The sequence below is a fragment of the Streptomyces sp. NBC_00513 genome, from assembly GCF_041431415.1.
Classification (GTDB): domain Bacteria; phylum Actinomycetota; class Actinomycetes; order Streptomycetales; family Streptomycetaceae; genus Streptomyces.
The window spans coordinates 1,749,009-1,775,930 of record NZ_CP107845.1; the positions used below are offsets into that span (position 1 = coordinate 1,749,009).

Sequence of the window (26,922 nt, forward strand, 5' to 3'; positions counted from 1 at the left end):
AAAAGTCCTGGTCAGCCTTCGCCGAACCGTACATCACGGACAAACTACCTCGGTTTTGTCCGGTGAAGGACGTTCGAATTTCGTCAAGCAGTGCGACGTGTCCCGCCCACGGCTCCCCGAACGGCCCCGTTCCGCGCCCCGAGGCCGCCCCGTGGGCGGGGTCGACGTGATCCGCGTCACGTCGGCCCCGCAACCGCCCCGCCGGGGTTCAGGCCGACGCCACCGCGGTCCGGACCTCGTCCGCGAAACGGGCCGCCGCGGCGCGCAGCGCACCCGCGTCGGGACCGTGCTTCAGCACGCCGCGCGACACGTTCGGCACGACGTTGCGCACGGCGGCCCCGAACACGCCCGGGAGGTCGGCCGCGGTCGCGCCCTGCGCGCCGATGCCCGGGGCCAGCAGCGGCCCGTTGATGTCCAGGTCGAAGGAGGACAGGTCCCCCAAGGTGGCGCCCACCACCGCGCCGAAGGAGCCCATGGGGGTGGCGCCCGCGTTCTCGGCCGCCAGGTGTCCCAGCATGGTGGCGCCGATCGTGCGACCGTCCTCGCGCACCGCGCGCTGGACCTCCGCGCCCTCCGGGTTCGAGGTCAGGGCCAGCACGAACAGGCCGGCGCCCGACGCGCGCGCCAGGTCCACCGCCGGGGCCAACGAGCCGTAGCCCAGGTACGGGGAGACCGTCAGCGCGTCGGAGAACAGCGGCGAGGACGGCGACAGGAAGGTCTCCGCGTACGCGGCCATCGTCGAACCGATGTCCCCGCGCTTGGCGTCCATGACGACCAGGGTGCCCGCCGCCCGGGCGTCCGCGACGGTCCGCTCCAGCACCGCGATGCCGCGCGACCCGAACCGCTCGAAGAAGGCGGCCTGCGGCTTGAAGACCGCGACCTCCTGCGCCAGCGCCTCGACGACCGTGCGGGAGAACTTCTCCAGCCCCGCGATGTCGTCGTCCAGGCCCCAGGAGGCCAGCAGGGCGGCGTGCGGGTCGATGCCGACGCACAGCGGGCCCCGGGAGTCCATCGCCGCGCGCAGGCGGGCACCGAAGGGGGTCACAGAGGTCACAGCGAGGCCTTCCGGGTCTCGGCGCCCACCGCGTCGGCGAGCGAGTCGTACGGGCTGTCCGCGAGGCGGGCGGCCAGGCCGCGGTGAATGGCGCGGGCGTAGAGCGGACCCTCGTAGACGAAGGCGCTGTAACCCTGGATCAGCGTCGCGCCGGCCAGGATCCGCTGCCAGGCGTCCTCGGCGTTCTCGATGCCGCCGACGCCCACGAGGACCAGGCGGTCGCCCACGCGGGCGTACAGCCGCCTGAGGACCTCCAGAGAGCGTTCCTTGACGGGCGCGCCGGACAGGCCGCCGGTCTCCTTCACCAGGGCGGGGGCGGACTTCAGGCCCAGGCCCTCGCGCGCGATGGTCGTGTTGGTGGCGATGATGCCGTCGAGGCCGAGTTCCAGGGCCAGGTCGGCGACCGCGTCCACGTCCTCGTCGGCGAGGTCGGGGGCGATCTTGACCAGCAGCGGGACCCGGCGGTCGGTGACGACCCGGTCCGCGGCCTCCCGTACGGCCGTCAGCAGCGGGCGCAGGGACTCGGTGGCCTGGAGGTTGCGCAGGCCCGGGGTGTTCGGCGAGGAGACGTTCACGACGAGGTAGTCGGCGTGGCGGGCGAGCCGCTCGGTGGAGGCGACGTAGTCCGCCGCGGCCTCCGCCTCCGGGACGACCTTCGTCTTGCCGATGTTCACGCCGACCACGGTCTTGAAGACGGGGTTGCGGGCGGCCAGCCGGGCGGCGACGGCCTGCGAGCCCTCGTTGTTGAAGCCCATGCGGTTGATCAGGGCGCGGTCGGGGACCAGCCGGAAGAGCCGCTTCCTGGGGTTGCCGGGCTGCGCCTGGGCGGTGACGGTGCCGATCTCGACGTGGTCGAAGCCGAGCATCGCCATGCCGTCGATGGCGACCGCGTTCTTGTCGAAGCCCGCCGCGAGACCGAAGGGGCCGTGCATGCGCAGGCCCAGGGCCTCGGTGCGCAGCTCCTTGTGGCGGGGCGCGAGCCGGCCGGCGACGAAGGTCCGCAGCACGGGGGTGCGGGCCGCGAGACGGATCCAGCGGAAGGCCAGGTGGTGCGCCTGCTCCGGGTCCATGCGCTTGAAGACGAGGTTGAAGAACAGTTTGTACATCGTCCGAAATATCCCTTGTGCGCTCATGAAAGGGGGGACACCGGTCGCTGTGCCGGTGCCCCCCTTTCGTACGGGCTGCTAGTCGCGGGCCGCGATCAGGTGTTCCGCGTGCTCCTGGAGCGAGCGCACGCCGACGTCGCCGCGGTTGAGCGCGTCGATGCCCTGGACGGCGGCGGCGAGCGCCTGGACCGTGGTCAGGCACGGGACGCCGCGCGCCACGGCCGCCGTACGGATCTCGTAGCCGTCGAGGCGGCCACCCGTGCCGTACGGGGTGTTGACGATCAGGTCGACCTGACCGTCGTGGATGAGCTGGACGACGGTCTTCTCACCGTCGGGACCCTCGCCCTCGCTGAGCTTGCGCACGATGGTGGCGTTGATGCCGTTGCGGCGCAGCACCTCCGCCGTTCCCGAGGTCGCCATCAGCTCGAAGCCGTGGGCGACGAGCTCGCGCGCCGGGAAGATCATCGAGCGCTTGTCGCGGTTGGCGACGGAGATGAAGGCGCGACCCTTGGTGGGCAGCGGGCCGTAGGCGCCGGCCTGCGACTTGGCGTACGCCGTGCCGAAGACCGAGTCGATGCCCATGACCTCGCCGGTGGAGCGCATCTCCGGGCCGAGGACCGTGTCGACGCCGCGGCCCTGGATGTCGCGGAAGCGCGACCACGGCATCACGGCCTCCTTGACGGAGATCGGCGCGTCGAGCGGCAGGGTGCCGCCGTCCCCGGTCCTGGGCAGCATGCCCTCCTCGCGCAGCTCGGCGATGGTGGTGCCGAGCGAGATGCGGGCGGCGGCCTTCGCCAGCGGGACCGCGGTCGCCTTCGAGGTGAAGGGCACGGTCCGGGAGGCGCGCGGGTTGGCCTCCAGGACGTAGAGGATGTCACCCGCCATCGCGAACTGGATGTTGATCAGGCCGCGGACGCCGACGCCCTTGGCGATGGCCTCCGTGGAGGTGCGCAGGCGCTTGATGTCGTGCCCGCCGAGGGTGATCGGGGGCAGGGCGCAGGCCGAGTCGCCGGAGTGGATGCCGGCTTCCTCGATGTGCTCCATGACGCCGCCGAGGTAGAGCTCGTGGCCGTCGTAGAGCGCGTCGACGTCGATCTCGATCGCGTCGTCGAGGAAACGGTCGACCAGCACGGGGCGGGTCGGGGAGATCTCGGTGGACTCCGCGATGTACGACTCCAGGCGGGTCTCGTCGTAGACGATCTCCATGCCGCGGCCGCCGAGCACGTAGGACGGGCGGACCAGGACCGGGTAGCCGATCTCGTCCGCGATGGCCTTGGCACCCGCGAAGGTGGTGGCCGTGCCGTGCTTGGGGGCGGGCAGCCCGGCCTCCGCGAGGACCTGGCCGAAGGCGCCGCGGTCCTCGGCGGCGTGGATGGCCTCCGGCGGGGTGCCGACGACGGGGACGCCGTTGTCCTTGAGGGCCTGGGCGAGACCGAGGGGGGTCTGGCCGCCGAGCTGGACGACGACACCGGCGATGGGGCCGGCGAGGGACTCGGCGTGGACGATCTCCAGCACGTCTTCCAGCGTCAGCGGCTCGAAGTACAGGCGGTCGGAGGTGTCGTAGTCCGTCGAGACGGTCTCGGGGTTGCAGTTGACCATCACGGTCTCGTAGCCGGCGTCGCTGAGCGCGAAGGAGGCGTGGACGCAGGAGTAGTCGAACTCGATGCCCTGGCCGATGCGGTTCGGGCCGGAGCCCAGGATGATCACCGCGGGCTTGGTGCGGGTCGCGACCTCGGACTCCTCGTCGTACGAGGAGTAGAAGTACGGGGTCTTGGCCGCGAACTCGGCGGCGCAGGTGTCGACCGTCTTGTAGACCGGGCGGACACCGAGGGCGTGCCGGACCTCGCGGACGACGTCCTCGCGCAGGCCCCGGATCTCGGCGATCTGGTGGTCCGAGAAGCCGTGCCGCTTGGCCTCGGCCAGCAGCTCGGGCCGGAGCTTGTCGGCGGCCGCCAGGTCGTCGGCGATCTCCTTGATCAGGAACAGCTGGTCGACGAACCAGGGGTCGATCTTCGTGGACTCGAAGACCTCCTCCTGGGTGGCGCCGGCGCGGATCGCCTGCATGACGGTGTTGATGCGGCCGTCGGTCGGACGGACCGCGGTGGCCAGCAGCTCTTCCTTGTCGCCGACCGGGCCGACGAAGGTGAACTGCGAGCCCTTCTTCTCCAGGGAACGAAGGGCCTTCTGGAGGGCCTCGGTGAAGTTGCGGCCGATGGCCATGGCCTCGCCCACCGACTTCATGGTGGTGGTGAGGGTGGCGTCGGCGAGCGGGAACTTCTCGAAGGCGAAGCGCGGGGCCTTGACGACGACGTAGTCGAGGGACGGCTCGAAGGAGGCCGGCGTCTTCTCGGTGATGTCGTTGGGGACCTCGTCGAGGGTGTAGCCGATGGCCAGCTTGGCGGCGATCTTGGCGATCGGGAAGCCGGTGGCCTTCGACGCGAGCGCCGAGGAGCGCGAGACGCGCGGGTTCATCTCGATGACGATGACGCGGCCGTCGACCGGGTCGATCGCGAACTGGATGTTGCAGCCGCCGGTGTCGACGCCGACCTCGCGGATGATCGCGATGCCGATGTCGCGCAGCCGCTGGTACTCGCGGTCGGTCAGCGTCATCGCGGGGGCGACGGTGATCGAGTCGCCGGTGTGGACGCCCATCGGGTCGAAGTTCTCGATGGAGCAGACGACGACCACGTTGTCCTTGGTGTCGCGCATCAGCTCCAGCTCGTACTCCTTCCAGCCGAGGATGGACTCCTCCAGGAGCACCTCGGTGGTCGGGGAGAGCGTGAGGCCCTGGCCGGCGATGCGGCGCAGTTCCTCCTCGTCGTGGGCGAAGCCGGAGCCGGCGCCGCCCATGGTGAAGGAGGGGCGCACGACGACGGGGTAGCCGCCGAGGGTGTCGACGCCGGCGATGACGTCGTCCATCGTGTGGCAGATGACCGAGCGGGCGGACTCGCCGTAGCCGATCTTGGCCTTGACGGCCTCGACGACGCCCTTGAAGAGCTCGCGGTCCTCGCCCTTGTTGATGGCCTCGACGTTGGCGCCGATCAGCTCGACGCCGTACTTCTCCAGCACACCCTGCTCGTGCATGGAGATCGCGGTGTTGAGCGCGGTCTGGCCGCCGAGGGTGGGCAGCAGCGCGTCGGGGCGCTCCTTCGCGATGATCTTCTCGACGAACTCGGGGGTGATCGGCTCGACGTACGTGGCGTCGGCGATCTCCGGGTCGGTCATGATCGTCGCGGGGTTGGAGTTGACCAGGATGACCCGCAGGCCCTCGGCCTTGAGGATGCGGCAGGCCTGGGTCCCGGAGTAGTCGAACTCGGCGGCCTGTCCGATGACGATCGGGCCGGAGCCGATGACCAGGACGGACTGGATATCGGTGCGCTTAGGCACGCTCGGCCTCCATCAGGGATACGAAGCGGTCGAAGAGGTACGCGGCGTCGTGCGGGCCGGCGGCCGCCTCGGGGTGGTACTGGACGGAGAAGGCGGGCTGGTCGAGCAGCCGCAGGCCTTCGACGACCTGGTCGTTCAGGCAGACGTGGGAGACCTCGGCGCGGCCGTAGGGGGTCTCGGAGACCTTGTCGAGGGGCGCGTCCACGGCGAAGCCGTGGTTGTGCGCGGTGACCTCGACCTTGCCGGTGCTGCGGTCCTGGACCGGCTGGTTGATGCCGCGGTGGCCGTACTTCAGCTTGTAGGTGCCGAAGCCGAGCGCGCGGCCCAGGATCTGGTTGCCGAAGCAGATGCCGAAGAGCGGGGTCTTGCGCTCCAGCACGGCTCGCATGACGGCGACGGGGCCGTCGGCGGTGGCCGGGTCGCCCGGACCGTTGGAGAAGAACACGCCGTCCGGGGAGACCGCGTAGACGTCCTCGACGGTGGCGGTGGCGGGCAGCACGTGGACCTCGATGCCGCGCTCGGCCATCCGGTGCGGGGTCATGCCCTTGATGCCGAGGTCCACGGCGGCGACGGTGAACTTCTTCTCGCCGATCGCGGGGACGACGTACGCCTCCTTGGTGGCGACCTCGGCGGAGAGGTTCGCGCCCTTCATCTGCGGGGCGGCCTGCACCTTGGCCAGCAGCGCCTCGTCGCGGACGCCCTCCCAGGCCTCGCCGGAGAAGATGCCGACGCGCATGGCGCCGCGCTCGCGCAGGTGGCGGGTCAGGGCGCGGGTGTCGATGCCGGAGATCCCGACGACGCCCTGCTTGACCAGCTCCTCGTCCAGCGAGCGCCGCGAGCGCCAGTTGGAGGGGACGCGGGCGGGGTCGCGCACGACGTAGCCGGCGACCCAGATGCGGGAGGACTCGGGGTCCTCGTCGTTCACGCCGGTGTTGCCGACGTGCGGGGCGGTCATCACGACGACCTGTCGGTGGTACGACGGGTCGGTGAGGGTCTCCTGGTAGCCGGTCATGCCGGTGGAGAACACGGCCTCGCCGAAGGTCTCCCCCACAGCGCCGTAGGCGCGGCCGCGGAAGATCCGACCGTCCTCCAGGACGAGTACGGCGGGAGCTTTGGCTGCTCCCCTGGTGGAGGTCGTCATCGTTCGGCGCCTTCCGTCGTGATGGATGAGTTCATGTGGTTGATCGCCTCGACCCAGGCGGCGTGTTCGGCCGCGCGGTCGGAGCGGAATCCGGAGTCGATCAGCTTGTCGCCGTGCGCCCATGTGACGACGAGCAGACCGCCCTCGGTGAGTACCTTGCCCGCGATTCCCTTGTCGAGGCGGGCGCCGCGCAGCCGCGCGGCCGGTACGAAGAAGTCGGTGGCACCCGGTCGGACCACGTCGAGGCCCGCGTCGGTGAGCGTGAGCTCCACCCGGCTGCGGACACCCAGGCCGTGGGCGACGATCCGGTCGAGCCACTGCCCGGCGGTGGTCGACCCGTGGTACCGGCCGGTCAGCGCCAGCCGGTGCTCGGGGAGACCGCTCGGGGCGGCGGGGAGTTCCGGCAGATCGCTCTGCAGGGCGCCGCGCCATTTCCAGCCCTGCCGCATCAGCCAGTACACGAACGCGATGAAGACGAGCAGACCGACGACCCACGAGATGCGTGCGCCCCAGTCCGTCACCTCCGCCGACTGTCGTTCGGCGGCCTCGGCGGCCAGTTGGATTACTGCAGGTGTCACGCCAGCGTCCCGTCCACGACCGTTGCCCGGCCCCGCAGGAATGTGTGAGTGACGCGCCCCGGCAGCTCGCGGCCCTCGTAGGGCGTGTTGCGGCTGCGGGAGGCGAAGTGTGCGGGGTCCACGACACCACGGTACGAGGTGTCGACCAAGGTCAGGTTCGCGGGTTCACCTGCCGAGACGGGCCGGCCGTGGTTTTCCAGGCCGCCGATGCGCGCCGGGGCGAAGGACATCCGCTGGGCGACGCCCGCCCAGTCGAGCAGTCCGGTCTCCACCATCGTCTGCTGGACGACGGAGAGCGCGGTCTCCAGGCCCACCATTCCCATGGCGGCGGCGGCCCACTCGCAGTCCTTGTCCTCGTGCGGGTGCGGGGCGTGGTCGGTGGCGACGATGTCGATCGTGCCGTCGGCGAGCGCCTCGCGCAGGGCCAGCACGTCGCGCTCGGTGCGCAGCGGCGGGTTGACCTTGTAGACCGCGTTGTACGAGCGGACGAGCTCGTCGGTGAGGAGCAGGTGGTGCGGGGTGACCTCGGCGGTGACGTCGATGCCGCGGGACTTGGCCCAGCGGACGATCTCGACGGAGCCGGCGGTGGAGAGGTGGCAGATGTGCACGCGGGAGCCGACGTGCTCGGCGAGGAGGACGTCGCGGGCGATGATCGACTCCTCGGCGACGGCGGGCCAGCCGCCGAGACCGAGTTCGGCGGAGACGACGCCCTCGTTCATCTGGGCGCCCTCGGTGAGGCGGGGCTCCTGGGCGTGCTGGGCGACGACGCCGCCGAAGGCCTTCACGTACTCCAGGGCGCGGCGCATGATCACGGCGTCGTCCACGCACTTGCCGTCGTCGGAGAAGACGGTGACGCGGGCGGCGGAGTCGTGCATCGCGCCGAGCTCGGCGAGCTGCTTGCCCTCCAGGCCGACGGTGACGGCGCCGATGGGCTGCACGTCGCAGTAGCCGGACTCCTTGCCGAGCCGCCAGACCTGCTCGACGACGCCGGCGGTGTCGGCGACCGGGAAGGTGTTCGCCATGGCGAAGACGGCGGTGTAGCCGCCGCTCGCGGCGGCGCGGGTGCCGGTCAGGACGGTCTCGGAGTCCTCGCGGCCGGGCTCGCGCAGGTGGGTGTGCAGGTCGACGAGGCCGGGGAGGAGGACCTGACCCCCGGCCTCGATGACGGTCGCGCCCTCGGCGTCCAGGCCCGTGCCCACGGCGGCGATGGTCTCGCCGTCGATCAGGACGTCCTGCGCCTCGCCACCGAGTACCTTCGCGCCACGGATCAGGATCTTGCTCATTACTTGCTCTCCTCGGTACGGGAAGCGGCGGGGGCGGTGACGGCGGGCTCGGAACCACCGAGCAGCAGGTACAGGACGGCCATTCGGGTGGACACGCCGTTGGCGACCTGCTCGACGGCCGTGCAGCGGTCGGAGTCGGCGACCTCGGCGGTGATCTCCATGCCGCGGTTCATCGGGCCGGGGTGCATCACGATGGCGTGCTCGGGCATCTTCGCCATGCGGTCGCCGTTGAGCCCGTACCGGCGGGAGTACTCGCGCTCGGTCGGGAAGAAGGCGGCGTTCATGCGTTCGCGCTGCACACGCAGCATCATGACCGCGTCGGACTTCGGCAGCACCCCGTCGAGGCTGTACGAGACCTCGCAGGGCCAGCTCTCGACGCCGATCGGGACGAGGGTGGGCGGGGCCACCACGGTGACCTCGGCGCCCAGCGTGTGGAGCAGCTGGACGTTGGAGCGGGCCACGCGGCTGTGCAGCACGTCGCCGACGATGGTGATCCGGCGGCCGTTCAGGTCCTTGCCGAGTCCGGCGTCGCGGCCGACGAGTCGGCGGCGCATGGTGAAGGCGTCCAGCAGGGCCTGGGTGGGGTGCTCGTGGGTGCCGTCGCCGGCGTTGACCACGGCGGAGTCGATCCAGCCGGAGGTCGCGAGCCGGTAGGGGGCGCCGGAGGCGTGGTGGCGGATGACGACCGCGTCCGCGCCCATGGCCTCCAGGGTCAGGGCGGTGTCCTTCAGGGATTCGCCCTTGGAAACCGAGGACCCCTTGGCGGAGAAGTTGATGACGTCGGCGGACAGTCGTTTGGCGGCCGCCTCGAACGAGATCCGGGTGCGGGTCGAGTCCTCGAAGAAGAGGTTGACGACGGTCAGGCCGCGCAGGGTGGGCAGCTTCTTGATCGGCCGGTCCGCGACGCGGGCCATCTCCTCGGCGGTGTCGAGGATCAGGACGGCGTCGTCGCGCGTGAGATCGGCGGCCGAGATGAGGTGGCGCTTCATCCGGGTGCTCCGTAGGTCAGGAGGGCAGGCAGGTGGACTGACTGGCGTGCGGGCAGGGCGTACCGCGGCGTGGACCCCGTGGAGGGCCGCGCGCCGGTGTGGGCTACTGCTGCCCTGCTGCCGGGGCGGTCCGCTGGCCGAGCAGCACGGCGTCACGGCCGTCCTCCTCCTGGAGCTGGACCTTGACGGTCTCCCGCAGCGACGTGGGGAGGTTCTTGCCGACGTAGTCGGCGCGGATCGGCAGTTCGCGGTGGCCCCGGTCGACGAGGACGGCGAGCTGCACGGCGCGCGGACGGCCGATGGCGCCGAGGGCGTCGAGGGCGGCGCGGATGGTGCGGCCGGAGAAGAGCACGTCGTCGACGAGGACCACGAGGCGGCCGTCGATGTCGTCGTCGGGGATCTCGGTGCGGCCGATGGCCCGGGCGGGCTTCAGGCGCAGGTCGTCCCGGTACATGGTGATGTCGAGGGAGCCGACCGGGATCTTGGTGCCGGTGATCTCTTCGAGCTTGGCGGCCAGCCGGCGGGCGAGGTACACACCGCGGGTGGGGATGCCGAGGAGCACCACGTCGTCGGCGCCCTTGGCGCGTTCGACGATCTCGTGGGCGATACGGGTCAGGACACGTGCGATGTCCTGCGCGTCCAGTACGGGGCGCATGTCATCGGGGCTGTGCCGGGTGTCCGGGCTGTGCTGGGTGTCCATGAAAAGGACCTCCTTCTCCGCCTCACGGGACGGACCTTAAAGGACGTCTGATCTACGCGTTCCACGGTACCAGGGCGATTCGGCGCTCCTCGCGCCGGGCCCGGGCCGGGGCCCTTGCGAGGGGGCGACGAAGACCATTCGGCTTGACGCATCCAAGTAACGCTGCGTAACCTCACAGTGAGTTACCAGCCGCGCGGCGGAGCCGCACGTTGTCCATGTCGTCACAGCGTCACAGCGTCCGGGAGCGTTATGTCCAGCGAATACGCCAAACAGCTCGGGGCCAAGCTCCGTGCCATCCGCACCCAGCAGGGCCTTTCCCTCCACGGTGTCGAGGAGAAGTCCCAGGGCCGGTGGAAGGCCGTGGTGGTCGGTTCCTACGAGCGCGGGGACCGCGCCGTGACCGTCCAGCGCCTCGCCGAGCTGGCGGACTTCTACGGGGTGCCGGTGCAGGAGCTGCTGCCGGGCACGACTCCCGGCGGGGCCGCCGAGCCGCCGCCGAAGCTCCGTCTGGATCTGGAGCGCCTCGCGGGCGTGCCCGCCGAGAAGGCCGGTCCGCTGCAGCGCTACGCGGCGACGATCCAGAGCCAGCGCGGCGACTACAACGGCAAGGTGCTGTCGATCCGCCAGGACGACCTGCGCACCCTCGCCGTCATCTACGACCAGTCCCCCTCGGTCCTGACCGAGCAGCTCATCAGCTGGGGCGTGCTGGACGCGGACGCGCGTCGCGCGGTGGCGCACGAGGACATCTAGTCCCGGGGCCCAGGCCCAGCAGAAACGTACCGGCGGCCGCCGGGGTCCCCCTCAGGGGTCCCGGCGGCCGCCGTTTCCGTGTGCTCCCGCCCGTCCCCCGGCCGTGCTCCCGTCCGTCCCCCGGGCTCCGGGGTTCCACGGGGACGGACGGAAGGGCCCGCAGCGCGTGCGCTGCGGGCCCTTCCGTGTGTGCGTGGCCTGTGCGTCAGCTCTCGCTGCGGCGCAGGTTCGGCTTCAGGTCCTTGAACCGGCTCAGCAGTCCGTTCACGAACGAGGGCGACTCGTCCGTCGAGAACTCCTTGGCGAGCTGGACGGCTTCGTCGATCGCCACGGCGTCCGGGGTGTCGTCCACCCAGATCAGCTCGTAGGCGCCGAGCCGCACGATGTTCCGGTCCGCGACCGGCATGCGGTCGAGGTCCCAGTCCACGGCGTAGGTGGCGATCAGATCGTCGATGCGGTCCACCTTGTCGGCGTAACCCTCGACAAGATCCATCGTGTAGGCGTTGACCGGCGACTGGCGGTCGTCCGACCGCGCGTGGCGGATCCAGTCCGCGAGGACCTCGCGCACGGGCACACCGCGCTGATCGGCCTCGAAGAGGATCTGGAAAGCGCGCTTTCGCGCGTTGCTCCGGGCAGCCACGGTTAGCTGTTCACCCGGCCGAGGTAGTCGCTCGTGCGGGTGTCGACCTTGATCTTCTCACCGGTGCTGACGAAGAGCGGGACCGCGATCTCGTGGCCGGTCTCCAGCGTCGCCGGCTTGGTACCACCGGTGGAGCGGTCGCCCTGGACGCCCGGGTCGGTGTGCTGGATGACCAGCTCGACGGCGGCCGGGAGCTCGACGTAGAGCACCTCGCCCTCGTGGCGGGCCACGGAGGCGGTGAAGCCCTCGATCAGGAAGTTGGCGGCGTCGCCGACGACCTTGCGGTCGACCATCAGCTGGTCGTAGGTCTCCATGTCCATGAAGACGAAGTACTCGCCGTCCATGTACGAGAACTGCATGTCGCGGCGGTCGATGGTGGCCGTCTCGACCTTGGTGCCGGCGTTGAACGTCTTGTCGACGACCTTGCCGGTGAGCACGTGCTTGAGCTTGGTGCGCACGAAGGCCGGGCCCTTGCCGGGCTTGACGTGCTGGAACTCGACGACGGACCAGAGATGGCCCCCGTCGAGCTTCAGCACCATGCCGTTCTTGAGGTCGTTCGTGGAAGCCACGGTTGCGGAATCTCCTGCACTGGAAGACCAGGAAGGCGCGCACGGTCCGGTTGGGCGGACTACAGCGCGAGCAGCTCCTTGGTCGTAATGGTGAGTAGCTCGGGACCGCCGTCCGCCTCGGGGCGCACGACGAGCGTGTCATCGATCCGGACACCTCCCCGGCCCGGGAGGTGAACCCCCGGTTCGACGGTGACCGGCACGCAAGCGTCCAGTTTACCCATTGCCGTAGGTGCAAGCTGCGGGTCCTCGTCGATTTCGAGACCGACACCGTGTCCGGTGGACGGAGCGAGGGCCTCGCCGTGGCCGGCCGAGCCCAGCACGGACCGCGCCGCGCGGTCGACGTCCCGGTAGGCGGCGCCCGGCAGGAGAGCCTCCCGACCGGCCCGTTGGGCCGCGAAGACCAGGTCGTACAGCTCGATCTGCCAGTCGGCCGGGGTGGTGCCGATGACGAACGTGCGGCCGATCTCGCAGCGGTATCCGCGGTAGTTGGCGCCCAGGCAGACGGAGAGGAAGTCGCCCTCCTCCACCCGGCGGTCCGACGGCCGGTGCCGGGAGCGGCCGGAGTGCGGTCCCGTGCCGACCGAGGTGGGGAAGGCCGGGCCGTCGGCGCCGTGGTCCACCAGGCGCCGTTCCAGCTCCAGGGCGAGGTGGCGTTCGGTCCGGCCGACCAGGATGGACTCCAGCAGCTCGCCGAGCGCCTGGTCGGCGATCTCGGCGGCGATCCGCAGACAGGCGATCTCCTCCTCGTCCTTGACGAGGCGCAGCTGTTCCACGGACGTCCCGAGGTCCGTGAGGCGCAGTCCGGGCGCGACCGAGCGCAGGGCCCGGTGGCGGCCGACGGTGATGTGGTGCTCCTCGACGGCGAGCGAGTCGGCCCGCGCGGAGGCGGCCATGTCGGCGGCGGCCACGGCGGGGTCCCCGCCGGGGGCGGAGAGCACGTTCAGCCGGAGTCGGTCGTCCAGGCGGCCCTCGTCGGCCTCCCCGGTGGGCGAGGTGCCGCAGAACAGCACGTCCTCGACGGGTCCGACCAGCAGGACTGCGCCGAGCGGGGACGCCCCGGCGAGGTAGCGGACATTGGCCGGACGCGTGATCAACGCGGCGGCGTTGCCCGCGGCGGCACAGCGGTCGCGAAGCCGGCCCCTGCGGGCCGCGTAGGCGTCTGACATGTCTTCGAGCCTACGAGCGCCCCGCCCATCCGGCCTGGCGAGCGGGTCCGTACGGGCCTGCGGTCCCGGTTCAGGCCTGCGCGGTCCCGGTTCAGGCCTGCGGGGCCCCGATGACGCGGGCCAGGGTCTCGTCGAGCGCGCGGGCGGTGCCCTCGACGTCCAGGTGGGAGTTGTCGATGATCGACAGCCCGGACCCGTACCAGCCCGCCATTCGCCCGTGGATGCGGGCGACTTCCTCGTCGGAGAGCCGCCGGTTGCCGGAGCGGGCCGCGTTGCGCTCCAGGACGATCTCCAGGCCGGGCAGCAGGACGACCGGCAACAGGGCCGGGCCGACGTGCCGTTTCCACCCGCCCAGGCCCACCACGGGCCGGTCCGGGAAGACCGCGTCGTCGAGGATGCAGGAGATCCCGTTCGCCAGGTAGTTGCGCGCGGCGAATCCGCAGGTGCGGCGGGCGAGCCGGTACTGGGCCTCGGAGTGCTCGTTCCAGCCCGCCTGCGGGTCGGCGAAGCCCGAGCAGACCCACTCCCGGACGTCGTCCAGGCTGATGTGCGCGGTGGGCACGGGCCGGGTGGCCGCCCAGTGGCGGGCGACGGTGGTCTTCCCCGCGCCCGCCGGGCCGATCAGCAGGACGGCGAGGGTGGCGCCGCCGGTGCCGGGGGCCACGGCCGGCGGCAGCGGGATGTGACCCGTCGTCTCCGGAACCGCCTGCTGGGGCGGGACCGGCGGGGGCGGCGGTACGGAACCCGGCCAGCCCTGCCCGGGGGGTATGGGCGGCTGCGAGGGCGTCGCCGGGTGTTGTCCCGACCCGCCCCAGGCGCCGCCTCCCACTCCTTGCTGCATCCGCTGCCACTCCGTCTCGTTCCGGCGACTGATGCGAGAACGTTATATGACCCCGGACCGCCGGCGTCCCACCGCTGCCGTCAGGCGGTCACTTCGTCCGCCAGAGCGCGCAACGCCAGGCGGTACGAACCGATGCCGAAGCCCGCCACGGTGCCGGTCGCCACCGCGGCGATCACGGAGGTGTGCCGGAACTCCTCGCGGGCGTACGGGTTCGAGATGTGCACCTCGATCAGCGGCGCGGTGCGCTGCGCCGCCGCGTCCCGCATGGCGTACGAGTAGTGCGTGAAGGCGCCCGGGTTGATGACCACGGGAATCCTGCCGTCCGCCGCCTCGTGCAGCCAGCGCACCAGCTCGCCCTCGTCGTTGGTCTCGCGGACCTCGACGTCGAAGCCGAGTTCCGCGCCGACCGCGCGGCAGCTCTCGACGAGCCCGGTGTAGGAGGTGGCCCCGTACACGTCGGGCTCGCGCGACCCGAGCCGGCCCAGGTTCGGGCCGTTCAGGACGAACACGCGCCGGCTCACGCTCCGACCTCGCCGTACGCCGCGAACAGCACCGCGGGGTCCGGCCCCTCCAGGACGGTCGGCTTGGCCAGCCCGTCGAGGACGATGAAGCGCAGCAGGTCGCCGCGGGACTTCTTGTCGACCTTCATGGTCTCCAGCAGCTTGGGCCACTGGTCGCCGCGGTAGGTCAGCGGCAGGCCGACGGAGGCGAGGACCGCCTTGTGCCGGTCGGCCGTGGCGTCGTCCAGCCGGCCCGCGAGCCGACCGAGCTCGGCGGCGAAGACCATGCCGACGGACACGGCCGCGCCGTGGCGCCACTTGTAGCGCTCGTTCTTCTCGATGGCGTGCGCGAGGGTGTGCCCGTAATTGAGGATCTCCCGCAGCCCGGCCTCCTTGAGGTCGCTGGAGACCACGTCCGCCTTGACCTGGATCGAGCGGGTGATCAGCTCGGCGGTGTGCGGTCCGGCGGGGGTGCGGGCCGCCTGCGGGTCCGCCTCGATCAGGTCGAGGATCACCGGGTCGGAGATGAAACCGGCCTTGATGATCTCGGCGAGACCGCTGACGTAGTCGTTGACCGGCAGCGAGTCCAGCGCCGCGAGGTCGCAGAGCACGCCGGCGGGCGGGTGGAAGGCGCCGACGAGGTTCTTGCCCTCGGCGGTGTTGATGCCGGTCTTGCCGCCGACGGCCGCGTCCACCATGGCGAGCACGGTGGTGGGTACGGCGATCCAGCGCACGCCGCGCAGCCAGGAGGCGGCCACGAAGCCGGCGAGGTCGGTGGTGGCGCCGCCGCCCACGCCGACGATCACGTCGGTGCGGGTGAAGCCGGACTGGCCCAGCGCCTTCCAGCAGTACGCGGCGACCTCGATCGTCTTGGCCTCCTCGGCGTTCGGCACCTGGATGGCGACCGCCTCGTAGCCCTGCGCGGCCAGGTCGTCCCGCAGCGCCTCACCGGTCGAGGCGAGCGCCTCGGGGTGGATCACCGCGACCCGCTTGGCCTTCGTGCCGATGAGGGAGCCGAGCTCGCCGAGCAGCTGCCGGCCGACCAGCACGTCGTACGCGTCGTGTCCGGCGCTCTCGCCGACCTGGATGCGCGTCACCTGGTCTGTCATACGTCCTTCAACTCCAGAGCGTCGAGGACCGCCTGCGCGACCTCTTCGGGGGTGCGGTCGTCGGTGGCCACGACGACGCGCGCGACTTCGGTGTACAGGTGGCGCCTGGCCTCCATCAGCTCGCGCCACTGGCGGCGCGGGTTGACGGCGAGCAGCGGGCGCGCGGCGCCCAGGCCGACGCGCCGGACCGCCTCCTCGACGTCCATCGACAGGTAGGCGACGGGCAGGCCGGCCAGCAGCCCGCGGGTGCCCTCGTCGAGGACGGCTCCGCCGCCGAGGGAGAGGACGCCGGTGTGCTCGGCGACGGCGGCCGCGACGGCCTGCCGTTCCAGCTCGCGGAAGTACGGCTCGCCCTCGTCGACGAAGAGGTCGGAGATCTCCCGGCCGGTGGCCGCGACGATGTCGGCGTCGGTGTCCCGGTAGGGGACGCCGAGGCCTGCGGCGAGGAGTTCTCCCACCGTGGACTTGCCGGACCCCATGGGTCCGACGAGGACGACCAGTGGTCCGGCGGTCACCGGATCTGCAGGTTGTCGAGGTACGAGCGGACGTTGCGGCGGGTCTCGGGGACCGAGTCGCCGCCGAACTTCTCGACGACGGCGTCGGCCAGCACGAGCGCGACCATCGCCTCGGCGACGATGCCGGCGGCCGGGACGGCGCACACGTCGGAGCGCTGGTGGTGGGCCACCGTCGCCTCTCCGGTGGCCACGTCCACGGTGGCGAGCGCGCGCGGCACGGTCGCGATGGGCTTCATCGCGGCGCGTACGCGCAGCAGCTCACCGGTGGTCAGGCCGCCCTCGGTGCCGCCGGAACGACCCGAGGTGCGGCGCAGTCCCTCGTCGGTGGACACGATCTCGTCGTGCGCCTGGGAGCCGGGCACGCGGGCCAGCTCGAAGCCGTCGCCGACCTCGACGCCCTTGATGGCCTGGATGCCCATGAGCGCGGCGGCGAGCCGGGCGTCGAGGCGGCGGTCCCAGTGGACGTGCGAGCCGAGGCCGACGGGCACCCCGTACGCGAGGACCTCGACGACGCCGCCGAGGGTGTCGCCGTCCTTGTGGGCCTGGTCGATCTCGGCGACCATCGCCTTCGAGGCGTCGGCATCGAGGCAGCGCACCGGGTCGGCGTCGAGCTTGTCGACGTCGGCGGGGGTCGGGTAGACGCCGTACGGGGCCTTGGCCGCCGCGAGTTCCACCACGTGCGAGACGATCTCGATGCCGGCGACCTCCTTGATGAAGGACCGGGCGATGGCGCCCAGGGCCACGCGGGCGGCCGTCTCACGGGCGCTGGCGCGCTCCAGGATCGGGCGGGCCTCGGAGAAGCCGTACTTCTGCATGCCCGCCAGGTCGGCGTGGCCGGGGCGCGGGCGGGTCAGCGGCGCGTTGCGGCCGGTCTCCTTGAGCAGCGAGGGGTCGACGGGGTCGGCCGACATGACCGTCTCCCACTTGGGCCACTCGGTGTTGCCGATCATGACGGCGATCGGGGAACCCTGGGACAGTCCGTGGCGGACGCCGCCGAGGAAGGTGATCTCGTCCTGCTCGAACTTCATCCGGGCACCGCGGCCATAGCCGAGCCGGCGCCGGGCCAGGTGGTCGGCCACCAGCTCGGTGGTGACCGGGACGCCGGCGGGGAGGCCCTCCAGCGTCGCCACCAGGGCCGGTCCGTGCGACTCTCCAGCGGTCAGCCAACGCAACCTGCTCAACGATGCTCCTCATGCTCGCGCCTGGCACAGCGACGGCGCGATCGGGTGCGCGGCCCGGACCCGCCTCACCCGATCCTCCCATGTCCGCGGGGGTATCCCGGTGCCAGGTCCAGGTATCGGACGGGGGATCCGTCAGGTCCCCGCCCTTCGAGGGGGTGTCACGTCCTCACGGGCGGTCCCGGAGCGCCTCTTCGCCCGCAGCGCGCATGGCCGCCAACGGTCCGGGGGCACGGCCGGTCATCTGCTCGACCTGGAGGACGGCCTGGTGGACCAGGAGGTCCAGCCCGCCGAGGAGCGTGCCGCCGCGCTCCGTCCAGGCCGCCGCGAGCGCGGTGGGCCACGGGTCGTACAGGACGTCGAACAGGGTCCCCGCGCCGGCGGGCACCTCCCGGGCCAGCGCGTCGGTGGCGCCCGCCGGGGTGGTGGCGATCACCAGTGGTGCGCCGAGCGCCTCGGCCGCCCGTGACCAGTCGGCCGTGCGGACGTCGACGCCGAGCCGTTCGCCCCACTGCCGCATCTCGTCGGCGCGCTCGCGCGAGCGTACGTACGCGGTGACCTCGCCGGTGCAGACGCGGGAGAGCGCCGCCAGCGCCGAGGAGGCGGTGGCCCCGGCGCCGAGGACGGCGGCGGCGGGCACCTTCTCGACGCCGCGTTCGTGCAGTGCGGCGATGATGCCGGGGATGTCGGTGTTGTCGCCGAGGCGCCGGCCGTCCGGGGTGAGGACGACCGTGTTGACGGCCTCCACCGAAGCGGCGGTGTCGCTGATCCCGTCGAGCAGCGGGATGATCGCCCGCTTCAGCGGCATGGTGAGGGACAGCCCGGCCCACTCGGGGCCGAGGTCGGCGACGAACCCGGCGAGCGTGGCCTCGTCGATCTCGAAGCGGTCGTACGTCCAGTCGAGGAGGCCCAGTTCCCGGTACGCGGCGCGGTGCAGGACCGGGGAGAGGGAGTGCTCGATGGGCGACCCCAGCACCGCGGCCCGCCGTACTGTCGGCTGCAATTCCCTCGCCCCTCACCCACGATTGCGTCCGCACGCACGCGCGCGGGCGACCGGGCCGGTGCCCGGGCGCGAGAGACAGTACAGCAGCCCTTGGGGCGACGAGGACACCCGGTCCCCGCCGTCCGGGGACGGCGGGGACCGGGTGCGAAGGCGTCGCGAACGGTCGGACTACTGGCCCGACTTCTTGCGCTCCCTCTCGTATTCCTCGACGTTGACGTTGTGCTCGTCGTTGGTGACGGCGAACAGCGTCTTGTTCTCGTTGACGGACACGAAGTAGTACCAGGGGCCGGGTTCCGGATTCGTCGCCGCCTTGAGCGCGTCGGCGCCCGGGTTGCTGATCGGACCCGCGGGCAGACCCACGATCTTGTACGTGTTGTAGGGGTCGGCGATCTGGCGCAGTTCCTTGACCGAACCGACGTCGAGGGTGCTCTGGCCCTTGATGTAGTTGATCGTGGAGTCGAAGTCGAGCAGACCGTTCGTCTCGGTGTTGCCCGGCTTGAGGCGGTTGTAGACCACGCGCGAGATCTTGTCGAAGTCGTGCTGGTACTTGCCCTCGGCCTGGACGAGGCTCGCGACGGTGACGAGTTCGAGGGGGTTCTTCAGGCCCATCTTCGTGGCCTGGCCCTTGACGTCGGCGTTCGCGTACTCCTGGCTCGCCTTGGCGACCATCTGCTTGAGCAGGGCCTCCGGCTTCATGTCCTTGCCCAGGTCGTAGCGGGCCGGGTAGAGGAAGCCTTCCAGCGGGTCCTTGATGTCCTTGTTGGAGTTGGCCCAGTCCGGCAGGCCGAGGTTCTTGGACTCCTTGGTCGCCACGTCCTTCGTGGTGCCGGGCTTGAGGGAGAGCTTCTTGTCGATCAGGGTGTAGATCTCGAAGTTGCGCTTGCCCTCGGGGATCGTGAGCACGTTCAGGGCCGAGGGGTCGAGCATGATCTCGACCGCGGACCTGGCGGACATCTCCTTCTTGAGGGAGTAGACGCCCGGCTGGATGGACTTGCCCTTGGGGTTGGCCTCGGCGGCGGCGGCGAAGGCCTCCGCGCTGGCCACGACGCCCGCCTTCTTGAGGAGCTGGCCCATCAGCATCAGGCCCGCGTTCTTGGGGATCTCCACGTCGACGGTCTCGTCGTTGCCCGTGCCGGCGAAGTCCGCGGCGGAGCTGAACTTGCCCTTGAGGTAGGTGTAGCCGTAGTAGCCGCCCCCGCCGACGACGCCCACGATCACGAGGGCGGCGATCAGGCACGCGGCGCCGCTGCGCTTCGTCGTGTCCTTCGAACGGCCGGACCTGCGCCCCCCGCCCGACCCGTCGGGGTCGCCGCCGGCGACGTCCTCCTCCTCGCGCTCCTCCGTCAGGAGGTCGCCGTCCTGTGCCTCGGCCCCGGGCTCGGGCTCCAGGTGCCGCCGGCCCGGCGGCCGCGGCGGCGGGTAGGCGTCGGGGGTGCTGTACAGGTCGGGGGCCTCGCCGGGGTAGGCGCCCGCGTTCTGCTGGGTGTACGGGTCCACGCCGGCGTACGGGTCCACCGTCGCGGGCCCGGGGACGTACTGGCCCTGGCCGGTGTCCCAGACCTGGTCGCCGTACGGCTGCTGAGGCCCCTGGGGCTGCTGTTGGTGGGGTTGCTGCGGGGGAAGCTGCTGCCCGCCCTGCTGCTGGGCGGGCTGCTGCTGGGGGTATCCCTGCTGCGGGTACTGCTGCTGGTTCGGGTACTGCTGCGGGTCCTGGTACTGCGGGTCCGGGTACTGCGCCTGCGGGTACTGCTGCTGCGCGTACTGCTGCCGGTACTGCGGATCCGCGTACGAGGGCGGGCCGGTCTGGGGGTCCGGATGCTGCGGCGGCTGCTGCTGGTACTGCTCCTGAGCGCCGGTGTCGTAAGGCGTCTGACCCTGTTGGACCGGATGCCCGGTCCACCCCTGGTCCCCGTACAGGGGGTCCTCGGGGTGCCACGGTTCGGGGGTGCGGCCCCGGCCATACTCAGTCATCGATCCCCTAGAGCCGCGAGACGGAGGCAGCGGCTTCGTTGCCGCGGCACCCGGTTCCGCCTCTGAAGTGGTGGGCGACGGCTGTTCGAATGCCGCCACATCGCGCGGAACGTTACCGTATCGCGATCAGACAACCACTTCGACGCACTCGCCGGGCGGATTACCCGATACCCGTTCGGTCTCAAGAGCGGTTTGCAGGATCACGACGGCGGCCGCCTGGTCGATGACCGAGCGCCCCTTCTTCGCGTTCTTCCCGGACGCCCGTAGCCCCTGGGCTGCGGTGACCGTGGTCATCCGCTCGTCCACGAGACGGACCGTCACCGGCTTGATGCCCTTGGCCAGTTCGTTCGCGAAGGCACGCACCTTGACCGCGGCCGGCCCCTCCCGCCCGCTGAGCGAGCGGGGAAGGCCGACCACGACTTCGAGGGGCTCGTACTCCGCGACGAGCTGCCGCAGCCGCCGGTGGGCGAAGGGGATGTCCCGTCCCGGCACGGTTTCCACCGGTGTGGCCAGCACCCCGTCGGGGTCGCACGAGGCGACCCCGATCCGGGCGTCACCGACATCGACGGCCAGCCGGCGGCCGCGGCGCAGTGTCATCGGGCGGTCTCGCCCACGAGCCGCTCGACGGCCGCGACGGCGTCGCCGATGGCGGCCGGGTTCTGACCGCCGCCCTGGGCGACGTCGGGCTTGCCGCCGCCGCCACCACCGAGGGTCTTGGCGGCGGTGCGCACCAGGTCACCGGCCTTGAGGCCGCGTTCGCGGGCGGCCTCGTTGGTGGCGATGACCGTCAGCGGGCGGCCGCCCGCCACGGTGAACAGGGCCACGACGGCCGGGCGGTCGCCCTGCCCCGGCGCCTGGGCGAGCCGGCCGCGCACGTCGAGGACGAGCTTGCGCAGGTCGTCGGCGCCGGTGCCGTCCGGCACCTGGCCGGTGACGAGCGCGACGCCCCGTACGTCCTGGGCGCCGGCGGCGAGACCGGCGGCGGCCTGGAGGACCTTCTCCGCGCGGAACTTCTCGATCTCCTTCTCGGCGTCCTTCAGCTTGCCGAGCATGGAGGCGATCTTCTCCGGCAGCTCCTCCGGACGGCCCTTGACCAGCTCCTGGAGCTGGGCGACGACCGTGTGCTCCTTGGCGAGGAAGTTGTACGCGTCCACGCCCACGAGGGCCTCGACGCGGCGCACGCCGGAGCCGATGGACGACTCGCCGAGCAGCTTCACCAGGCCCAGCTGGGCCGTGTTGCCGACGTGCGTGCCGCCGCACAGCTCCTTGGAGAAGTCGCCGATGGTCACGACGCGCACCCGCTCGCCGTACTTCTCACCGAACTCGGCGATGGCGCCCTGCTTCTTCGCCTCGTCGATGCTCATGATCTCGGCGGTGACGTCCAGCTCGCGCGAGAGCACGTCGTTGATCTTCTGCTCGACGTCGGTGAGGACCGTGCCGGGGACGGCGTTCGGGGAGCCGAAGTCGAAGCGGAAGCGGCCGGGCGAGTTCTCGGAACCGGCCTGGGCGGCCGTCGGCCCGAGGGCGTCGCGCAGCGCCTGGTGCGTCAGGTGCGTGGCCGAGTGGGCGCGGGCGATGGCCCGGCGGCGGTTGACGTCGATGGCGGCGTACGCCGAGGCGCCCACCGTCACCTCGCCGACCTGGACGGAACCCTTGTGGACGGAGACGCCCGGGACGGGCTGCTGTACGTCGCGGATGACGACGACGGCGCCGGAGTCGAGCTTGATCCGGCCCTGGTCGGCGAGCTGGCCGCCGCCCTCGGCGTAGAAGGGGGTGCGGTCGAGGACGATCTCGACCTCGTCGCCCTCGGAGGCGGCGGGCGCGGAGACGCCGTTGACCAGCAGGCCGACGATCGTGGACTCGCCCTGGTTGGTGGCGTAGCCGGTGAACTCGGTGGCTCCGGCGCCGTCGGCGATCTCCCGGTAGGCGGACATGTCCGCGTGGCCGGTCTTCTTGGCCTTGGCGTCGGCCTTGGCGCGGTCGCGCTGCTCCTGCATCAGGCGGCGGAAGCCGGGCTCGTCCACGGAGAGGCCCTGTTCGGCGGCCATCTCCAGGGTGAGGTCGATCGGGAAGCCCCAGGTGTCGTGGAGCAGGAACGCCTTGTCGCCGGAGAGGACGGTGCCGCCGGTGGCCTTGGTCTCGCTCACGGCGGTGTCGAGGATGTTCGTGCCGCCCTTGACGGCCTTCAGGAAGGCGGCTTCCTCGGCGAGGGCGACGGTCTCGATGCGCTTGCGGTCGGTGACCAGCTCCGGGTACTGCTGCCCCATCGTGTCGATCACGACGTCCACGAGCTCCTGGACGACGGGACCGGTGGCGCCCATGAGGCGCATGTTGCGGATGGCGCGGCGCATGATGCGGCGCAGCACGTAGCCGCGGCCCTCGTTGCCGGGGGTCACGCCGTCACCGATGAGCATCACCGAGGTGCGGATGTGGTCGGCGACCACGCGCATCGAGACGTCGGTGCCGTGGGCGGCCCCGTACTGGACGCCGGTGAGCTCGGTGGCCTTGTCCATGACCACGCGCAGGGTGTCGGTCTCGTACATGTTCCGCACGCCCTGCAGGATCATGGCGAGACGTTCGAGGCCGAGACCGGTGTCGATGTTCTTCGACGGCAGGTCGCCGAGGATCGGGAAGTCTTCCTTCCCGTCGCCGGCGCCGCGCTCGAACTGCATGAAGACCAGGTTCCAGATCTCCACGTAGCGCTCGTCGTTGACGGCGGGGCCGCCCTCGACGCCGAACTCCGGGCCGCGGTCGTAGTTGATCTCCGAGCACGGGCCACAGGGTCCGGGGACGCCCATGGACCAGAAGTTGTCCTTCTTGCCCAGGCGCTGGATGCGCTCGGCGGGGACGCCGACCACGTCGCGCCAGATCGTCTCGGCCTCGTCGTCGTCGAGGTAGACGGTGATCCAGAGCTTCTCGGGTTCGAGGCCGTAGCCGCCGTCCGCCACGGAGCCGGTGAGCAGCTCCCAGGCGTACTTGATGGCGCCTTCCTTGAAGTAGTCCCCGAAGGAGAAGTTGCCGCACATCTGGAAGAACGTGCCGTGGCGGGTGGTCTTGCCGACCTCTTCGATGTCCGGGGTGCGGACGCACTTCTGCACGCTCGTGGCCCGCGGGGCCGGGGGCTTGGTCTCGCCGAGGAAGTACGGCTTGAAGGGGACCATGCCCGCGTTGACCAGCAGCAGAGTCGGGTCGTCCGCGATGAGCGACGCCGAAGGGACAACGGTGTGACCGCGCTCCTCGAAGAAGCTCAGCCAGCGGCGGCGGATTTCAGCCGACTCCATCAGTGGTCCTCATTCCGGTTGTACCCGGCCGCCGAGTGGTTCGTGCGGTGGGTGGTCTGGTCGTTCTCCAGGGCCCGCAGCCGTCGCGGCCCGGGGAGGGCGGTGACGTTGTCGGGCCGGTCGGGGTCCTGGTGGAGCCCCAATGCGTCGTTCAGCTCGTCCTCGCGCTGCGTCATTCCCGCCTTGACGTCGAGGGCGAAGTCCTTGAGGCGGTGACCCGCCTCCACCGCCTTGTCGGCGGCCTGCGCGGCGAGGCTCTCCGGTGTCAGCTTCTTCAGCTGTCGGTTGACCTTGGTGGTGGCCCACACGCCGGCGGCGGCGCCGGCGGTGAACCAGAAGGCTCGGCGGAACATCGGAGGTCTCAGCCCTTCTGCTTCCGGCGCCGGGGCGTCGGCACCGTACGGCCGACGATCACGGTACGTCGGGATGTCTTCTTCGGCGCGCCGTCCGTGTTCTTGCCCAGCGCCTTGCGGACCCCGTAGCCGAAGGCGGCGACCTTGACCAGGGGGCCGCCGAAGGTGGAGGCGACGGTCGAGGACAGCGCGGAGGCGTTGGAGGTGACTTCCTGGACGTCGCTCGCGATGGCGTCGACCCGGTCGAGCTGGGTGCGGGCGGAGCGGACGGTCGTGGAGGCGTCGGCCAACAGCGGGACCGCCTGTTCGGTCACGTCGGCCACCATCTTGGTGGTCGCCTTCAGGACCTGGGCCAGCCTCACCAACACCACGGCGAGGAAGGAGACCAGAATGGCCCAGAAGACGGCCACGAGGATCCCGGCCACCTCTCCACCGGACACTTCGCACCACTCTCTGCACATCGATCGCCACGTATAAAGGTCGTCGTCCGACCCTATCGCGCCGGAGATCCCCGCCCGTACCGGAATTCCGGAGCCTCGGAGTCCGCCTTGTACGGGGCGCGTCCGGACCAGTACTCTCCGTGTCCCATGCGACAGAGACCCCTTCGAAACAGGACCTGGGGCAATCTTCCCTCGGAGCTGAGCGAGTTCGTCGGCCGGGGTGACGAACTCGACGGGTTGGAACGGCTCCTCGGGACCTCGCGGCTCGTGACGGTGACCGGGGTCGGGGGCGTGGGCAAGTCCCGGCTGGTGCTGGCGGCCGCCCACGAGCTGGAGGCGTCCGGGACCCCGGCCGAGCAGGAACGCTACTGCGACGGCGTGTGGTGGGCGGAGCTCTCCTGCGTGCGGGATCCGGCATACCTGGAGTTCACCGTCGCCGAGGCGCTCGGCCTGACCGACCACACCACCCGACCGCTGCGGACCGTCCTGACCGAGCACCTGGCGGAGCGCCGACTGCTGTTGGTCCTGGACGGGTTCGAGCAGCTGGTCGACGAGTGCGCGGTCCTGGTCCGGGAGCTGCTGCGCCGCTCCCCCGGTCTGCGGGTGCTGGCCGCGGGGCGACGTCCGCTGGAGGTGGACGGGGAGCTGGTCTTCCCGTTGGCCCCGCCGGTCGCCGAGGAGGCCTTGGCGCTGCTGGCGAGCCGGGCGTCGGCCCTCGACCCGGCCTTCGAGGTGACGGACGCCAACCGGGCGGCGCTGATCGGGCTGTGCGAGCGGCTCGACGGGATCCCGCTGGCGCTGGAGCTGGCGGCGGGCCGGCTGCGCGCGCTGGCTCCGGAGCAGGTGTCGGCCCGGCTGGCGGACCGGTTCGCCCTGCTGACGGGCGGGGCGCGCGGGGCGTTGCCGCGGCACCGGACGCTGCGTACGGCGATCGGCTGGAGCCACGAGCTGTGCACGCCGCCGGAGCGCCTGCTGTGGGCGCGGCTCTCGGTCTTCGCCGGGCAGTTCGACCTCGACGCCGCCGAGTACGTGTGCGCCGGTCGGGACCTGCCGGTGGAGTCCGTGCTGGACCTGGTCGGGGAGTTGCTGACCCAGTCGCTGTTGGTGAAGGAGGAGACCCCGGCCGGGGTGCGCTACCGGATGCTGGAGACCGTGCGGCTGTACGGCGCGTGCTGGCTGGAGTCGCTGGGCGACGCCGGGCGGCTGCGGCGACGGCACCGGGACTGGTACATGGGGCTGGCGACCTGGTGCGAGCTGGACTGGTTCAGTCCGCGTCAGCGGGAGGTGGCCGCGCTGGTGGAGGCCGAGCTGCCGAACCTGCGACTGGCCCTGGAGTGCTGCCTCGACGAACCGGAGGAGCTGCATCTGGGCCAGTACCTGGCGGGCACCCTCTGGTTCTACTGGGCGGGCTGCGGCCGGCTCACCGAGGGCCGGCACTGGCTGGACCGCACGCTGGAGCACGTTCCGGGCCCGGAGTACGAGAACTCGCGACTGAAGGCGCTCTGGGTGCTGGGGTACGTCGCCGCCCTCCAGGGCGACCCGGTGGCCTCGATGAGCGCCCTGTACGAGTGCCGGGACGGCGCGGCCCGCACCGGGAACCCGGTGGCCGCGGCGTACGCGGTGCACCGCCTGGGCTGTCTGGCCCTGGTCTCGGACGACATGACGCGGGCCCGGGAGCTGTTGGGCACGGCGTTGGAGCGCTACCGGGAGGCCGGTGAGCTGAACAGCAACGTGTTGATGTGCCAGGTGGAGCTGGCGATGTCGCTGGCCTTCCTGGGGGAACCGGCCGGCGCGCTCTCGTTGTGCGAGGAGGTCCGGGAGATCTGCGAGGAGCGCGGGGAGCTCTGGACGAAGGCGTACGCGCTGTACGTGCTGGCGTACGCGGCGCTCGACGCCGGGGACACGGGGCGGGCGCGGTCACTGCTGACCGAGTGCGTGGAGATCAACCACGCGTTCCGGGACCTGGTGGGGTTGGTCCTCGCGATCGAGCTGCTGGCCCTGGTCACGGTGACGGAGGGGCATCCGACGGAGGCGGCGGTGCTCCAGGGCGCGGCCGAGCCGATGTGGGACGGGGTCGGGCTGCGGCTCTTCGGCTCGGGGTACTTCAACGCGCCCCGGCTGATGTGCCTGGAGCGCGCGGGCGAGCTGATCGGCACCGAGCACTACGCGGCCGGCGCCCGGCACGGGCGGGCCCTGTCCTCGGAAGCGCTGGTGGAACGGGCGTTGCGGGGGCCGCAGCCTGCTCCCGCGGCCGCGCTGCCGAGGCCTCGTACGATGCCCACCCGGACGGCGGGCCGCGCGGGGGCGGGCGCGGACAACAGGAAGCCCGCCGGCTCCCCCAAGGGGGAACCGGCGGGCTGACCAGCCT

24 protein-coding genes are annotated in these 26,922 nt (G+C 71.4%); 2 read left to right on the forward strand and 22 right to left on the reverse strand.

The window, feature by feature from the left end; translation table 11 throughout:
- Window positions 1-208: 208 nt before the first annotated feature.
- The 8 genes from pyrF to pyrR all read right to left on the reverse strand — a co-directional run bounded on the left by pyrF (window position 209) and on the right by pyrR (window position 10,238).
- The gene (pyrF, locus tag OHA84_RS08285; RefSeq protein ID WP_053676616.1) at window positions 209-1,054 is read right to left on the reverse strand and encodes an orotidine-5'-phosphate decarboxylase; all 846 of its coding nucleotides are present in this window, start codon (window positions 1,052-1,054) and stop codon (window positions 209-211) included.
- Window positions 1,051-2,160 (reverse strand): quinone-dependent dihydroorotate dehydrogenase, encoded by a 1,110-nt coding sequence (locus OHA84_RS08290; RefSeq protein ID WP_266972381.1) that lies wholly within the window; start codon window positions 2,158-2,160, stop codon window positions 1,051-1,053. Before OHA84_RS08290 ends, pyrF begins: the two co-directional genes overlap by 4 nt.
- A 78-nt stretch (window positions 2,161-2,238) precedes the next feature.
- Window positions 2,239-5,547: a carbamoyl-phosphate synthase large subunit gene (gene carB, locus OHA84_RS08295; protein WP_266972379.1), complete on the reverse strand. Its 3,309-nt coding sequence runs from the start codon at window positions 5,545-5,547 to the stop codon at window positions 2,239-2,241.
- Complete coding sequence (gene carA / locus OHA84_RS08300) at window positions 5,540-6,688, reverse strand: glutamine-hydrolyzing carbamoyl-phosphate synthase small subunit (RefSeq protein WP_053676619.1); 1,149 nt, start codon at window positions 6,686-6,688, stop codon at window positions 5,540-5,542. The genes carB and carA overlap by 8 nt, the downstream gene beginning before the upstream one ends.
- On the reverse strand, window positions 6,685-7,266 hold the full coding sequence (locus tag OHA84_RS08305) for a hypothetical protein (protein ID WP_063839465.1): 582 nt from the start codon (window positions 7,264-7,266) through the stop codon (window positions 6,685-6,687). Before OHA84_RS08305 ends, carA begins: the two co-directional genes overlap by 4 nt.
- Window positions 7,263-8,549 carry a dihydroorotase gene (locus OHA84_RS08310; protein ID WP_266951422.1) on the reverse strand — a complete coding sequence of 429 codons (1,287 nt, stop codon included), beginning with the start codon at window positions 8,547-8,549 and terminating at the stop codon, window positions 7,263-7,265. The genes OHA84_RS08305 and OHA84_RS08310 overlap by 4 nt, the downstream gene beginning before the upstream one ends.
- On the reverse strand, window positions 8,549-9,538 hold the full coding sequence (locus OHA84_RS08315) for an aspartate carbamoyltransferase catalytic subunit (protein WP_266972375.1): 990 nt from the start codon (window positions 9,536-9,538) through the stop codon (window positions 8,549-8,551). The genes OHA84_RS08310 and OHA84_RS08315 overlap by 1 nt, the downstream gene beginning before the upstream one ends.
- A 103-nt stretch (window positions 9,539-9,641) precedes the next feature.
- Entirely contained in the window at window positions 9,642-10,238 is a 597-nt protein-coding gene (gene pyrR, locus OHA84_RS08320; protein ID WP_053676623.1) for a bifunctional pyr operon transcriptional regulator/uracil phosphoribosyltransferase PyrR, read from the reverse strand.
- A gap of 249 nt (window positions 10,239-10,487) precedes the next feature.
- Here pyrR and bldD point away from each other — a divergent pair, with 249 nt between their 5' ends.
- Window positions 10,488-10,988: a transcriptional regulator BldD gene (bldD, locus tag OHA84_RS08325; protein ID WP_007263032.1), complete on the forward strand. Its 501-nt coding sequence runs from the start codon at window positions 10,488-10,490 to the stop codon at window positions 10,986-10,988.
- A 205-nt stretch (window positions 10,989-11,193) separates the two neighbouring features.
- Here the strand turns inward: bldD and nusB are convergent, their stop codons facing one another.
- The 14 genes from nusB to OHA84_RS08395 all read right to left on the reverse strand — a co-directional run bounded on the left by nusB (window position 11,194) and on the right by OHA84_RS08395 (window position 24,575).
- Complete coding sequence (gene nusB, locus OHA84_RS08330) at window positions 11,194-11,628, reverse strand: transcription antitermination factor NusB (protein WP_053676624.1); 435 nt, start codon at window positions 11,626-11,628, stop codon at window positions 11,194-11,196.
- A gap of 2 nt (window positions 11,629-11,630) precedes the next feature.
- Window positions 11,631-12,197 (reverse strand): elongation factor P, encoded by a 567-nt coding sequence (gene efp / locus OHA84_RS08335; RefSeq protein WP_053676625.1) that lies wholly within the window; start codon window positions 12,195-12,197, stop codon window positions 11,631-11,633.
- Between the two features lie 59 nt (window positions 12,198-12,256).
- The gene (locus OHA84_RS08340) at window positions 12,257-13,363 is read right to left on the reverse strand and encodes an aminopeptidase P family protein (protein ID WP_053676626.1); all 1,107 of its coding nucleotides are present in this window, start codon (window positions 13,361-13,363) and stop codon (window positions 12,257-12,259) included.
- A gap of 91 nt (window positions 13,364-13,454) precedes the next feature.
- Complete coding sequence (locus OHA84_RS08345) at window positions 13,455-14,204, reverse strand: AAA family ATPase (protein WP_078998590.1); 750 nt, start codon at window positions 14,202-14,204, stop codon at window positions 13,455-13,457.
- An 80-nt stretch (window positions 14,205-14,284) separates the two neighbouring features.
- A complete protein-coding gene (gene aroQ / locus OHA84_RS08350) occupies window positions 14,285-14,725 on the reverse strand; it encodes a type II 3-dehydroquinate dehydratase (protein WP_053676627.1) in 441 nt (146 codons plus the stop codon).
- Complete coding sequence (gene aroB / locus OHA84_RS08355; protein WP_053676628.1) at window positions 14,722-15,813, reverse strand: 3-dehydroquinate synthase; 1,092 nt, start codon at window positions 15,811-15,813, stop codon at window positions 14,722-14,724. The genes aroQ and aroB overlap by 4 nt, the downstream gene beginning before the upstream one ends.
- The gene (locus OHA84_RS08360) at window positions 15,810-16,328 is read right to left on the reverse strand and encodes a shikimate kinase (RefSeq protein WP_266951412.1); all 519 of its coding nucleotides are present in this window, start codon (window positions 16,326-16,328) and stop codon (window positions 15,810-15,812) included. The genes aroB and OHA84_RS08360 overlap by 4 nt, the downstream gene beginning before the upstream one ends.
- Window positions 16,325-17,509, reverse strand: coding sequence for a chorismate synthase (gene aroC / locus OHA84_RS08365; RefSeq protein ID WP_053676630.1), 1,185 nt, complete (start codon window positions 17,507-17,509; stop codon window positions 16,325-16,327). The genes OHA84_RS08360 and aroC overlap by 4 nt, the downstream gene beginning before the upstream one ends.
- A gap of 166 nt (window positions 17,510-17,675) precedes the next feature.
- Entirely contained in the window at window positions 17,676-18,509 is an 834-nt protein-coding gene (locus OHA84_RS08370) for a shikimate dehydrogenase (protein ID WP_078998591.1), read from the reverse strand.
- 168 nt (window positions 18,510-18,677) lie between these two features.
- Window positions 18,678-20,480, reverse strand: coding sequence for an endolytic transglycosylase MltG (gene mltG / locus OHA84_RS08375; protein WP_053676632.1), 1,803 nt, complete (start codon window positions 20,478-20,480; stop codon window positions 18,678-18,680).
- 126 nt (window positions 20,481-20,606) lie between these two features.
- Window positions 20,607-21,077: a Holliday junction resolvase RuvX gene (gene ruvX / locus OHA84_RS08380; RefSeq protein ID WP_053676633.1), complete on the reverse strand. Its 471-nt coding sequence runs from the start codon at window positions 21,075-21,077 to the stop codon at window positions 20,607-20,609.
- Window positions 21,074-23,761 carry an alanine--tRNA ligase gene (gene alaS, locus OHA84_RS08385; protein ID WP_053676634.1) on the reverse strand — a complete coding sequence of 896 codons (2,688 nt, stop codon included), beginning with the start codon at window positions 23,759-23,761 and terminating at the stop codon, window positions 21,074-21,076. The genes ruvX and alaS overlap by 4 nt, the downstream gene beginning before the upstream one ends.
- Window positions 23,761-24,114 (reverse strand): DUF6167 family protein, encoded by a 354-nt coding sequence (locus tag OHA84_RS08390; RefSeq protein ID WP_053676635.1) that lies wholly within the window; start codon window positions 24,112-24,114, stop codon window positions 23,761-23,763. Before OHA84_RS08390 ends, alaS begins: the two co-directional genes overlap by 1 nt.
- Before the next feature lie 8 nt (window positions 24,115-24,122).
- Window positions 24,123-24,575, reverse strand: coding sequence for a DUF948 domain-containing protein (locus OHA84_RS08395; RefSeq protein WP_078998593.1), 453 nt, complete (start codon window positions 24,573-24,575; stop codon window positions 24,123-24,125).
- A gap of 126 nt (window positions 24,576-24,701) precedes the next feature.
- On the opposite strand from OHA84_RS08395, the gene OHA84_RS08400 reads away from it, so the two are divergent.
- Entirely contained in the window at window positions 24,702-26,915 is a 2,214-nt protein-coding gene (locus tag OHA84_RS08400) for an AAA family ATPase (RefSeq protein WP_266972368.1), read from the forward strand.
- Window positions 26,916-26,922 lie beyond the last annotated feature (7 nt).